This is a genomic window from Aquimarina longa SW024 (genome assembly GCF_001401755.1).
Classification (GTDB): domain Bacteria; phylum Bacteroidota; class Bacteroidia; order Flavobacteriales; family Flavobacteriaceae; genus Aquimarina; species Aquimarina longa.
Window position 1 is genome coordinate 63,243 of record NZ_KQ474101.1, and the last position, 13,399, is coordinate 76,641.

10 protein-coding genes are annotated in these 13,399 nt (G+C 33.4%); 7 read left to right on the forward strand and 3 right to left on the reverse strand.

What is annotated here, in order from left to right:
* Nucleotide 1: 1 nt before the first annotated feature.
* The 4 genes from N456_RS14600 (at nt 2) to N456_RS14615 (ending at nt 7,323) form a co-directional block, all read left to right on the forward strand.
* Nucleotides 2-310, forward strand: coding sequence for a 2TM domain-containing protein (locus N456_RS14600; protein WP_062058745.1), 309 nt, complete (start codon nt 2-4; stop codon nt 308-310).
* Between the two features lie 275 nt (nt 311-585).
* Nucleotides 586-1,341: a LytR/AlgR family response regulator transcription factor gene (locus tag N456_RS14605; RefSeq protein WP_062058748.1), complete on the forward strand. Its 756-nt coding sequence runs from the start codon at nt 586-588 to the stop codon at nt 1,339-1,341.
* Between the two features lie 494 nt (nt 1,342-1,835).
* The gene (locus N456_RS14610; protein ID WP_062058751.1) at nt 1,836-3,785 is read left to right on the forward strand and encodes a right-handed parallel beta-helix repeat-containing protein; all 1,950 of its coding nucleotides are present in this window, start codon (nt 1,836-1,838) and stop codon (nt 3,783-3,785) included.
* A 370-nt stretch (nt 3,786-4,155) separates the two neighbouring features.
* On the forward strand, nt 4,156-7,323 hold the full coding sequence (locus tag N456_RS14615; protein WP_062058754.1) for an InlB B-repeat-containing protein: 3,168 nt from the start codon (nt 4,156-4,158) through the stop codon (nt 7,321-7,323).
* Nucleotides 7,324-7,414: 91 nt separating this feature from the next.
* Here N456_RS14615 and N456_RS14620 read toward each other — a convergent pair whose 3' ends face one another.
* The 3 genes from N456_RS14620 to N456_RS14625 form a co-directional block, all read right to left on the reverse strand.
* Nucleotides 7,415-8,113 (reverse strand): hypothetical protein, encoded by a 699-nt coding sequence (locus N456_RS14620; RefSeq protein ID WP_062058755.1) that lies wholly within the window; start codon nt 8,111-8,113, stop codon nt 7,415-7,417.
* 222 nt (nt 8,114-8,335) lie between these two features.
* On the reverse strand, nt 8,336-8,623 hold the full coding sequence (locus N456_RS24085) for a hypothetical protein (RefSeq protein WP_148639338.1): 288 nt from the start codon (nt 8,621-8,623) through the stop codon (nt 8,336-8,338).
* A 112-nt stretch (nt 8,624-8,735) separates the two neighbouring features.
* Nucleotides 8,736-9,950 carry a bifunctional alpha/beta hydrolase/OsmC family protein gene (locus N456_RS14625; protein WP_062058758.1) on the reverse strand — a complete coding sequence of 405 codons (1,215 nt, stop codon included), beginning with the start codon at nt 9,948-9,950 and terminating at the stop codon, nt 8,736-8,738.
* Nucleotides 9,951-10,379: 429 nt separating this feature from the next.
* Between N456_RS14625 and tssD the strand changes: the two genes are divergently transcribed.
* From tssD to N456_RS14640, 3 genes are read left to right on the forward strand one after another with little or no spacing between them, the layout of a single operon-like run.
* The gene (gene tssD / locus N456_RS24525) at nt 10,380-11,939 is read left to right on the forward strand and encodes a type VI secretion system tube protein TssD (protein WP_158447901.1); all 1,560 of its coding nucleotides are present in this window, start codon (nt 10,380-10,382) and stop codon (nt 11,937-11,939) included.
* On the forward strand, nt 11,939-12,673 hold the full coding sequence (locus tag N456_RS14635) for a PepSY domain-containing protein (RefSeq protein ID WP_062058761.1): 735 nt from the start codon (nt 11,939-11,941) through the stop codon (nt 12,671-12,673). The genes tssD and N456_RS14635 overlap by 1 nt, the downstream gene beginning before the upstream one ends.
* Nucleotides 12,670-13,350 (forward strand): hypothetical protein, encoded by a 681-nt coding sequence (locus tag N456_RS14640; RefSeq protein WP_062058763.1) that lies wholly within the window; start codon nt 12,670-12,672, stop codon nt 13,348-13,350. The genes N456_RS14635 and N456_RS14640 overlap by 4 nt, the downstream gene beginning before the upstream one ends.
* The last annotated feature ends 49 nt before the right edge of the window (nt 13,351-13,399 follow it).

The window sequence follows — 13,399 nt, forward strand, 5'->3', positions numbered from 1 at the left end:
TATGGACAATTTTAGCGAACAAAAGAGATATGAAAGAGCCAAAGCTCGTGTAGAAGAGATCAAGAAATTTTATAATAATTTAATATCATACATCTTGGTGATAGGTTTTCTAGCAGGATTAAACTACTATCAGAATCAATGGTATTATGCATGGTTTTTATGGCCAGCATTAGGATGGGGAATCGGAATTACATTTCATGCCATAAAAGCTTATAAAGTTAACCCTATGTTTAATAAAAATTGGGAAGAACGTAAGATTAGAGAATATATGGATGAAGAAAAAGAACACCAAAAACAACAATGGGAATAAACTATATGAGCAGATGAATCTATTAGTAGTAGCGTATATGACAGAAACACACTATTAGTCTATGAAACTCAATAACCCCAAACTGTAAAACAGCGAAACTCAAAAACTCAAAAACTCAAAAACTCAAAGACTCAAAAACTCAAAAACTCAAAAACTCAAAAACTCAAAAACTCAAAAACTCAATAACTCAATAACTCAAAAACTCAAAAACTCAAAAACTCAAAGCCTCAAAAACTCAAAAAACTCAAAAACTCAAAAACGAAACGATTATAAAAATGAATGTAATACTTATCGAAGACGAAAAACCAGCAGCCAGACGCCTTAGTAGAATGCTTAGCGAACTAGACATCCAAGTATCTACAATGCTACACTCTGTACAAGAAGCAATCGAATGGTTTAGCACTAATGAACACCCAGATTTAATTTTTTTGGATATTCAATTAAGTGATGGATTATCCTTCGAGATATTTGATGCTATTACTATAAAAAGCTCCATTATATTTACTACAGCTTATGATGAATATGCGCTCAAAGCATTTAAACTAAACAGTATAGATTATTTACTAAAACCCATTGATGACGAAGAATTAGAAGTAGCCGTACGCAAATACAAAGAGCAAATCCCACAAAAACAGCAATTACAAGTAGATTTTGAAGATATAAAGAAACTTCTAATAAACCCTATGGATCGTGTTTATAAAAAACGATTTACAGCAAAGGTAGGGCAGCATCTAAAAATATTCTTGGTAGAAGATATAGAATGTTTCTATTCAGAAAACAAAGGAACCTATCTCCATACCACAGATAACAGAAACTACCTGATCGATACTACCTTAGAGTCCTTAGAAGAAGAACTAGACCCTAAGCAATTTTATAGAACAAGTAGAAAATTCTATATCAATATAAATGCGATAAAAGATATCATCTCCTATACCAACTCTAGATTACAAATAAAACTCAATACATTTAGTGAACAAGAAATTATTGTAGCACGAGAGCGCGTAAAAGACTTTAAATTATGGTTAGAGTAACCCTATTTAGAACAATATAACCCCCTAATAAACTACCTCTAGACAAGCCCAATGCCATTAAGCTAAGGATTTAAGCTATTGATTTAAAGTTTGTTTATAATAGATTATGAGATACACCATAAAGATAAAATGGCTAAAAAAACAATACGCTCTGCTTGTCATTCTAGCGTAGGCTGAAAACCATAATAGAAATAAAAGAATATTTTATTTTTACAAACATTTACTAATTAAAAAAATACAGTTTCACTTAATGATATTAGAAGTAAGCCTACGAGGCATTCGTTAAAAAAATACTTTTAGTATCCAGACAAACCTTCTTTAACATTAAAATCTCATTTAGTGAGTAAAAACGAGTACTATATATAAATCAGAACCGTACAAATAAATTTATATTCATACAGCATACTATTCATTGTTTTAGTGAGTTTACTATATTAGATAAAATTAGCACACAAGCAAAGATTTTTTTTTAATCATAAAGTTAGTCAATTACAATGATAAAATTATACACCACTCTATTTAGTATTTGTATACTGATCAGTACCTCTTGTAGCAAAGAAAGTGTAGCCTCCTCAGAGCCAGATAAAAAACCCTTAACACCAGATCCAGATGTTCCAGAAAATACAGCAACAACCCCTTGCGATTTTGATTTTTCGGCAGTAGTAGACAACCAAACTATAGTTATTGATTGTATATTAGATCTCAAAGGAAAAAAAGTAAACCTCCCCAAAAATGTAACCTTAGAATTTGATAAAGGAGATATCATTAATGGAACACTGAACTTTGCCGATAAAGGAAAAATTGACGGAAGATTACTAAGCTCTAAACTAACTCTAGAAGGAGATGTAACATTGATATCCCCCACATTTAAGTTCTATGCAGTACGATGGGATATCACCGAAGGAAAAACAACCACAGACATCGCACTAAAGAATACTGATATATTAGAAAAAACAATGTTCTTTACAAAAAAAATAGGAGCGACCACTTTTTTGATCAATAAACTAGATGCCTTTTTTGAAGTAACTAAAGTAACCAGTGGTACAACCAACCAAAACTTTTACCCCTCATTAGAAGCCGTTAATATACCCTCGGATTTTCATTTAAAGATGTCAGACAATACACACCTGCGGATATTTCCGGGAGCAGAAGGAAAAGAAGGAGGAACCATATTAGCCGTTAGAGACGTATCTAATGTAACCATATCAGGAGGAACATTACACGGAGATAGAGATGACCGTATCTATTCCCCCTCTGATGAAGGTCTAGAAGGAAGTCACCTATTTCATGTCCATTCCGGAAAAAACATAACAGTAGATGGTATCAATTTCTATGATGGCTCATCAGGATCAATAACCATATACTCCTTTGGATTCTCATTCAATCCCAATTATAACCCCACCACCAACGTAACCATAAAAAACTGTACCTTTAAAAACTCCAGAAGAATGGCAATAGCACTTACCGACGGTCGTGATATTGTCATAGAAGGCAATACATTTATTAATACAGGTCTACCCTCTACCAACTCTGATGGAGGAGAAGTAGGATACGCCATTAATATAGAACCAGATCGATATAGAGATGATAACGGAGTACTAAAAGAACGTCAGAAAGTTTTTAATACCCTCATTAAAGGAAATACAGAAAGCGGAAGCAGAGGAGGATTTGTAACCCTAACCATCGGGCAAGACCTTACCGTAGAGGACAATACAATAGGCACCCGAGTCGTATACTCTTTTGTATCAGGCTCCAAAGTAATCAATAACAAATTTAAAGCAATAGGTAAAGCCAAAGACAGTTGGGCAATCTTTGCAGCAGGAACAGGAGTAACCGTATTTAATAACGAGATATCAGGAAACACCATAGAAGGCTACAGCTTAGGTATTGTCACAGGATCTAACGAAGCATATGTACATCATAATACCATAAAAGATTGCGGATCAGGAATTCAGTTAAGCAAAGCCTTTAAAGCACGTATCCATAATAATATAATAGAAGCAAGAAGTAACGGACTCCAAGCCACCAATACACACGCTAACGATATCAGCATTAAAGATAATACCATAACATCAAACAGTTTTCATGTCTATTTTGCACAATTAAATCATAAAAAAGAACACCAGAACTATAACATTATACTCGATGGTAATACATTTCTAAACACCAGACAAGTTACCCTTTCTAATAGTAGTGGTATATCCTTTAAAAACAACACCGTTACAGGAGGCATAGGAGTAGGTAACGTATCTAATGTAAGTGTTATAGGAAATACGATAAAACCAGTAGAAAGTGATGGAATACGATTATATGGTACACACACTAATGTATCCGTAACAAACAATAATGTATCCGAACCCACAGGAGCAACACGATTCGTATGTATCAATAATCAGTCAACCACACCAAATGGTATTACAGAAACAAGCAATACCTGTAACTAGATCACAAGATGTACTATTGCTATTATTATATGCTACAGCATATAATAATAGCAATAGTACATAATATATAAACAGAAAAATAGATAAAAAAACACACTAAGCTCTGATTTTGGATTAGAATAAGTCTTTCTATTGATACAATACATTGATACACTGATCAGAAAAAAACAATCTAATATTAGATTGTTTTTTTCTTATAAAACCTTTTAGGATAAAGTAAGAATGTTAACTAAACGTATCGTATTAATTAAACTTTATTTAAGATTATGTTACCAGATTTAAGTTTTAATTACCAGTTAGAATTGATAAGTTTAATAGCTTATTAATACAGTATTTTGGTTGATTATAATTAAACCAAATATACCCCACAATGAAAAAAATACTTTTATTACTTGTAATTATTACAGGATTACAAGTTCAAGCCTCTAATGGTAAATATCGATTGACCTTACGAGGCAACCCTGCAACATCAATAGTAATAGGATGGGATCAATTATCTGGTACTACTCCTGTAGTACACTACGGTACCACTGACTATGGATCAGACTATAAAAAATACCCTAGTTCTAAAACCCCAGACAGAACCGTTTCTTATAGAGGAATGGATAATACTTTTGCACGTCTTACAGGTTTAACACCTAATACCGCTTATTTTTTTGTTATTAGAGATAGCGAAGGTACTAGCCAACGATTTTGGTTTAAAACAGCCCCAGAAGATAATAGTAGATTATCCTTTATTTCGGGAGGAGACTCACGTAATAACCGTACTCCTAGGAAAAATGCAAACCGCTTAGTCGCAAAACTAAAACCTCATGCAGTTTTATTTGGTGGAGATATGACTGATGATGATACGAACTCAGAATGGATAGACTGGTTTAATGATTGGCAACTAACCATTGCCGGAGATAATAGAATGTTTCCTATTATAGCAGCAAGAGGAAATCATGAAAGCCGTAATGCTACTATTCATAATCTTTTTGATGTACCCTCATCTAATGTATATTATGCAATAACTTTTGGGAACAATCTAGTAAGAACATATACACTTAATACAGAAATGTCCATTGCAGGAGATCAAACCACATGGTTGCAAAATGACTTAAATGCAAATGATACGATGATCTGGAAAATGGCACAATATCATAAACCAATGCGCCCTCATACGTATCATAAAAGAGAAGGTAGCAGTCAATATAAGAATTGGGCAGAACTTTTTTATACCCAAAACGTAAAACTAGTTATAGAATGCGATTCGCACATGGTAAAAACGACTTGGCCAATTAGACCATCTACCGGATCAGGTAACGATGAAGGCTTTATAAGAGATGATCAAAATGGAACTGTATATGCAGGTGAAGGATGCTGGGGAGCACCACTAACCTCTAATAATGATGATAAAACATGGACTCGTAACTCAGCAAGATTCAATCAGTTTAAATGGATTTTTGTAGATACAGATAAAATTGAAATTAGAACGATAAAAGTAGATAATGCATCACAAGTAGGTGAGGTATCCAATGAAGATGTATTTAAAACACCTACTAATCTCGATATATGGAACCCTTCTAATGGAAGTGTAATCACCATATATAATAAAACCAAAGAAGATAATGAAGCACCTTCTGCGCCAAAAGATTTAGTAATAACCGATATCACAACAACCTCAGTCTCTCTACAATGGACAGGATCTACAGATAATGTAGGAGTTTCTGGATACGATATTTATCAAAATAATGTTGTAGTAGCCACTACAGCTTATACAAAATACACTATAGATGGATTATCTCCAGATGTTTCATACTCTTTTATCATAAAAGCAAGAGATGCAGCAGGAAACAGCTCTATATCTAGTAACCAAGAAAACAGTACTACCCTAGGAGGATCTAAGAGACTTTTTACAACAAGTATCATTAATGGTAATGATGATGTAGAAGAAGATAAAAATGGTAGGATATATAGTAATAGTAGTGATCTAGAATTGGTATATGATAGTTATAATGATAGCTATCAGGTTATTGGATTACGTTTTAGATCAGTAAAGATTCCTAATAATGTAACAATAACCAAAGCATACCTTCAGTTTACTGCAGATGAGAACAATAGTACAGACGCTTCCTTAGAAATATCATTACATGATAGTGATGATTCACCAGAGTTTTCCTCTTCCAATCCAGTTTCCAGAAGAAACGTATTTTCGGATAAAGTTATATGGAACCCTTCTCCGTGGTCTAACAAACAAGATGGAAATGCACAACGTTCTCCGAATCTAAAAAAATTAGTACAGCGATTAGTTAATAAAAATAGTTGGGTCCCAGGTAATACGATAAGTTTTATTATGAGAGGTGCAGGAAATAGCCTTACGAATACCTCTGCAAAAAGAGTAGCCTATTCCTATGAAGGAGGTAGAAGTAGAGCAGCTAAACTTATTGTAGAGTATGCAGCCTACACATTAACAATTAATACCATAGGACAAGGTACAGTAAGTGGAGCAGGAACCTACCCTACAGGAGATACAGCCACTATGATAGCTACCCCAGCACCTGGATGGAAATTCGAAGGATGGAGTGGAACCCTATCAGGAACTGTAAACCCACAAACCGTACTTATGAATGATAATAAAAATATTACAGCCATATTTAAAGAAAACACTACAGGAGTAGAAGAACATACTATAGACGTTAGTATTACTAATGGAAAAGATGATGTAGAAGAAAACGTAAATGGAGATATCTATACAAATAGCAGTGATCTAGAGTTGGTATATGACGATTACAATTATGAAAGTTTTCAAGTTATTGGATTACGCTTTAGAACTATTGAGATCCCAAAAAATGCTAGAATAACTAATGCATACTTACAATTTACTGCAGACGAAAGTAATAGTGCAGACACATCATTAGAAATATCATTACACAATAGTAGTAATTCACCAGTATTTACAGCATCAAACAACGTTTCTGGAAGAACAGTTTTTTCAGACAAAACCATTTGGAACCCCCAACCTTGGTCTAGTAAACAAAGTGGAAGCGCACAACGTTCCCCTGATCTTAAGAAAATGATACAAAACTTAGTTAATAAAAACGATTGGACATCTGGGAATGCCATCGCATTTATTATTAGAGGTAAAGGAAATAGTCTAACCAATACATCCGCAAAAAGAGTAGCAGATTCTTATGAAGGAGGAGCAGACAAAGCCGCTAGGTTAATCGTAACATATACTACTATAGGTGCAAAATCGTCTAATACACCTACTATAATATCTGATGTAAATTTAAATCAAAAAGCATCATTTAAAATTCATCCTAATCCCTTTACTAATACGATTAATATTACTACAACTTCTTTAGTAGAAGAAGCGAAAACCTATACAATTAATATATATGATCTAGCAGGTAAAATAATATATAAAGAAAATATGCTATCTAAATCAAAAAGCATAACGATAAGTCCCGTAGTAATTAATTCTGGGATCTATCTACTTTCTATTAGCGATCAAAATGGGCATATTATAAAAACACAACGATTGATAAAAAAATAATATAACTTACTTAGAACCTTAGAAAAAATAAGTCTTATAAGAACCGTTAACTTAGACAACAGTTAACGGTTCTTTTTTTTCTATAAAAAAACTATTCTACCTCCGTACTCTCTGTTGAGAGATCAGTATTTGTGCTTTTTTGTCGAGGGATTCTATACAGATTACGTTTTGTAAGTTCCTCTTTAAAAATAAAAACAGAAGCCTCATCTATTTTTTTTAGAATATCATACAACTCATTAAGTCGTATTACTCTAGCTTCAGTATCTACCGTTCGACTCCCCTTTTGTTGTTCCTGTTCTTTATTTGCAGATCGCAAGCTCTTAGACAAAGGAATAGCCTTATCTAACATGTCTACAGGAGTCCCCACACTCTGCAATGCCTCTGTATGAGACTTGATCGTCTCAGATAGATTTTCCATAAACTGAATCAATACAGCCTGTTTTCTAAACAATGTAGAAACACGTCCTACCCCAAACTGTTTTTGGATCGCCAGATGATCCGGAAAAGCCTTCTTTACCCAATACTCCATATCATTAAGATACTCCTTACAACTATCCATAGCATTTTGTAGCGCTAGAGTTCTAGTAGATAATTGTGTTTTATTCGTATCATCAGTCCCTTTTAGTAACGCTTCTGTAGCTTTTTGCTCAATAATATTGGGTAAATCTAGATCAAACACCAAAGAATCAAACTTGTTAAAAAGGGAGATATCATTATAAAGATAAGTAGATACAACATCTGCATGCTCTAATAAATTACCATCACTGGTACCGAATTTTCTTTCTGCCATAAGGTCTTATATTTTAATTTATAATTATTTTATGAAGCAAGAATACTACATGCCAGTTTCATTTTTTGAAACTGGCATTTTTTTTTATTAAAAAAAAGAAAAAAAAATTGCTATTACCCCATAGATCTCATTATGTAATACAATACATTAGTAGCAACAGATGATATCCTAATACGACTATATAGTAACATCACTATAATGAATATAAATCGATAAAAGACACTAATTAACCGGTAGAAATGCAATATAGAGTGCTATTATAAAAATGTAATCTGCTATTGTAAGTATGTAATGTGCTATTGTAAGAATGTAATCTGCTATTGTAAGTATGTAACGTGCTATTGTAAGAATGTAATCTGCTATTGTAAGAATGTAACGTGCTATTGTAAGAATGTAATCTGCTATTGTAAGAATGTAACGTGTTATTGTAAGAATGTAATCTGCTATTGTAAGAATGTAACGTGTTATTGTAAGAATGTAATCTGCTATTGTAAGAATGTAATCAAACAACCTATTTTTTATAGAAAATAAAAAGAGGTAAGGCTTATCAAAACCTCACCTCTTTTAGTCTCCTTTAGTACCCTATTTCTATACGTAATATCTTAATTCTATAATAGTTATATTATCCTATCAGAGTAGTAATCACCTGCGTCTCGCTATGTAATGTTTTATGTACGGGACATTTATCCGCAATCTCTAAAATTCTACGAGTTTGTTTATCATCCAGATCTCCTACAAGTTTAATCGCTCTAGTAAACGTATCCACTCTAGTACTTGGATTTTGGTCACTTTTAGGATTTTTTCGATACGACTTACTATAATCAGTATGCACTTCTATATGCTGTAGATCCCATCCCTTAGTAGCAACATACATTTTTATTGTCATAGCAGTACAAGCAGACAAACCAGCAGATAGTAGCTCATATGGTGAGGGTCCAAAATCATTACCACCTACTTTTTCTGGCTCATCAGCAATCATATAATGCGAGCCCACTTTCATGTATGTTGTAAATCCATCTGTAGTATCTAAACTAGCAACCACCTGATGCTTACTTTTTAGTTCAGGATCTTTAGGAACTGTAATATATCGAGAAGACCATCCCGCAATTATATGACCCGCATATAAAGAATCTTCTTTTTTCATTAATAGATGATCAGCATCATCTAAGGTTACAAAACTCTTAGGATGCTTAGCAGCATGGTAAATCTCTTCTGCATTTTTAATACCCACAGTAGTATCCTGCGGAGAATGTAGCACTAAGAGTGCTTTATTTAAATTTTTGGCAACATCTGGTAATGACTTAGTCTCTAGATCCTCTAAGAATTGTTTTTTGATAGTAAAATCACGCCCACTAAGATGAATAGTCGCTTTTCCAGTAGTCGTAATCTCATCTAAACCACTTTTTAATAAATGTGCTACATGCTTCGGATTAGAAGGAGCACCAATAGTAGCCACCGCCTGTATCGAATCAATTTTAGAAGCAGCAAAAATAGCAGCAGCACCACCCAGAGAATGCCCAATAATAAGAGAAGGAGCCTTATAAGTAGCCGTTAAAAAAGCTGCTGCAGCTATAAGATCTTCAACATTTCCGGAGAAATTAGTATCCGCAAAATCGCCTTCACTCTCTCCAAGACCCGTAAAATCAAAGCGCAGTACACCAAACCCCCGAGAAGTAAGCCCTCGGCTTATATTTCGTACAGCAGCTAGATTTTTGGTACACGTAAAACAATGTGCAAATACAGCAAAATTATGAGGATGTTGATCAACAGGAAGTTCTAAACGACCAGATAAAGTCTGCCCTTCTGTATTGGTAAAAGTAACTTTAGATAAGCTCATGATAAAAAGGTTTGTTGTAAGAGTCGGTTGATATACAGATAACTTGCTTTTAAAGATAGATTTTTTAAAACCATTAGAACAGTAATACAAGAAAATAATCAAAATAATAATCAGGACTAAAAATAATACCTTCTGGTAGTAGATAGAAGAGTAAAATGATACACTAACTAGTTATATCAGATAAAAAATATAAAATAATGATAAGACCATATAAAACAAAACAAATCATAAGCCCCACGCCCCCTAAACTAACAGATCCCATCCCTATCTACCTCTTAATCTGATACAAAACTCCTACAAAACCCTTCTTAATACTAACCATTGTGTTATTAATGCACTATAAACCGTACTTTATCGAAAAACAATACTAAACATAGACAATCCCCAATAACTTGATTACTTTTAGTACCTCTTAAAACCGAATCATCTATGACCACACGATCCATAGGGAGGCTCTATATTGATGGATATAATGCCCCCATACTATTTCTAAAAGAGTTGATAACCCAGCAAACAGACTATAACGGGATGCCTTCTTCAATTCCACAAGGAGGAGTTTATGAAATTACAATCCCCGATATTGCCCGATGGATGCACCTTTTTGATAACTGGGCATTATCAAAAACGATGATGAAAAACTGTATCATAGAAGTTCAATCATGGGACGGCACTACAATGCTAAAAAAACTAGAATTTAGAAACACCCATTGTATACGCTTAGACTACATGGATGGTAGTGCAGATGGCGCGATGTACTATTTAACCCTTTCTGCCGGTACAGTAGTACGTAATGGAGAAGTCGTTATCTCTAAGTGGTGGGGAGAAGACCTTACCACAAGTACCCCAGTATCCCCTACAGCACAAGAAGACACCGATAAGCAATGGACAACCACCTTTATCCCCAATACCGATGATCGCAAAAACGGAATCTATGGCTGGGATCAGTGGAGCCAAACCCTACAAGACAACTGTACCTCTGACCAAACCAAATATAAAGAATCCTACACATGGATTACTGTAGGAACAGCACAATATACCGTACCCAAACTCAGTATGCGAGTAGGGCAAACAATCACCCTATCCCTAAAACATAAAACCAAAAACCCTAGGCAATACAACTCTGTAGTCATAGAACCCCATCCCGATTTTGATATCCATCCATTAGATATAAAGAATGCAGATGAGGTAACCATTAGATGCCTTAATAACGGAGATATTTCACAGATTAGAGTACTCGCCGATAACAACCCCGCAGGAGCATTAGAAATCTGGCATCCAGTACCCAAAACAGCAACCCTACGATGGGTGTTTGTGGAGATTAAAGGGGGAGGAAAAGATAATGATATTGATATGTTACAAGGTTTAATTACAAAACAAAAGTTAGAAACCTATTTTAAAAAAGCGTTTAATCCCGCTTTGATAGATATAAAGATTGTTAATAAGGATGCAGATATACTCGATATTTATTCTATCAAAGAACGTATACAAAACAAGGAGGAGTTAACTAAAATAGATAAACTACAGCAAGGATATTTAAAGAAGTTAGATGAATCGTTTAAAAGTAGTGATAATATTAAGAGTGCTATATCTGCAAAGAAAAATCTACTACTACAATTCAATAGACTATCTCTTTCAGAAACCAGAAGAGGCACTTTTAATGAAATTACGCTATACCTCACTTATTTAAGAAGTGTATATCCCGATGGGTATAGTAATGGTATTTCCTTAACAGGTCGTGGAATATCTGCCATGTTTCTAAAAAATAAATTATTGCAAACCTCTGTAGAAATTCCTCACGAAATTATGCATGCTATAGGATTAGAACATACCTTTACAACCAAAGACGCTAACGGAGAGGTCATAAATGAGGGACAAGCACATACATTTAAGAAAGGGATGACTACTAATTATATGGATTATAATAATGATAAAGAGCATACACAACTATATCAATGGAAAAAATTACATAACAGTAAATACACCAAATAATGAAAACACTTATAAGTATAGTACTTCTATTATGTACACTTACTGTAGCATGCCAAAACACTAAATCATTGATTAAAAATGATGATTTATGCGGATTTGATGATCCTATATTTACGATATTGGATGATGAAAAAACGTTTGATGTAGAAAAATATAGAGAACAACTAAAAAAAGGAGATGTAGTTATAAAAGATAATAATAGCTATAAAAATATCGCTTATCAATGGAAGCATAATAATAAAATAACAAACAAACAAACAAACAAACAAACAAACAAACAGAAATTAATTAAGTATAATGAAAATGGAAAAATCTTATTTTCCTATTTCTTATATCTTAAAGGAAATATAAAAATAAGTAAAGAAACAGATTACGACACCTTAGGCAATATCACCAAAGTTATTGATCATAGACAAGCAGATAAGTATCCGATCTGCTATAGAGAAGCATTAGAGATCGTAGAACGGATAAAACCTAAAAAAGATTCTATCCTATCTATAGAGCGAGGAGAAGTGGAATTTATAGACAATGATTCTCTATATACATGGAGTGTATATGTTGATAAACCTAATACACATGTCGATTTTTATATGTATTCAATCCATGCTAAGACAGGTGAAATTCTTAAAAAGAAAGATTTACATAATATCCATCAAGAAGGGATTTATATAGAACCAGATTATTTTAAGAAGTGGTACGATTCTATACAACCTTTTTTTAAAGATGACCAATGAAAACACTTATAAGTACAGTACTCCTATTATGTACACTTACTGTAGCATGCCAAAGCAATAAGTCATTTATTAAAGATGATTTATGTGGATTCAATGATCCTATATTTACGATATCAGATGATGAAAAAACATTTGATGTAGAAAAATATAGAGAACAACTAAAAAAAAGAGAACTTGTTTTAAAAGACAATGATACTTTTAAAACAAGATTCTATATGTATAAAGATGGAGAAATAACAAATAAACAAACAAACAAACAAACAAATATTGCTAAATGGATACTATATAAAAAAAAAGGCACTATAAAAAGAGTGCGATTCATATATTTAAATAGTCTTTTAGAAATAGGCAAAGAAACTAATTATGACACCTTAGGCAATATCTCTAAAGTAATCGATCACGAAAAAGGATATACCATCTGTTGGGCAGAGGCAATCGAGATTGTAAAAGATGAGTTAAAAGAACAATTAGCCCAATACGATTCTGTAAATTATGTATTACAGCGTCCAGACCTTAATAGAACGCCCGATGCCCCAGCGATATGGTCTGTAGGAATTGCACCTATACCAGATGATAATAACTTAGAAACCATCTATCATAAAATAGATGGAGTAACAGGTAAATATTTAGGAAAATATACCGTACGGATGGTACATGATTTAGATGACGATAACTAAATGAAAACACTTATAAGTACAGTACTTCTATTATGTACACTTACTGTAG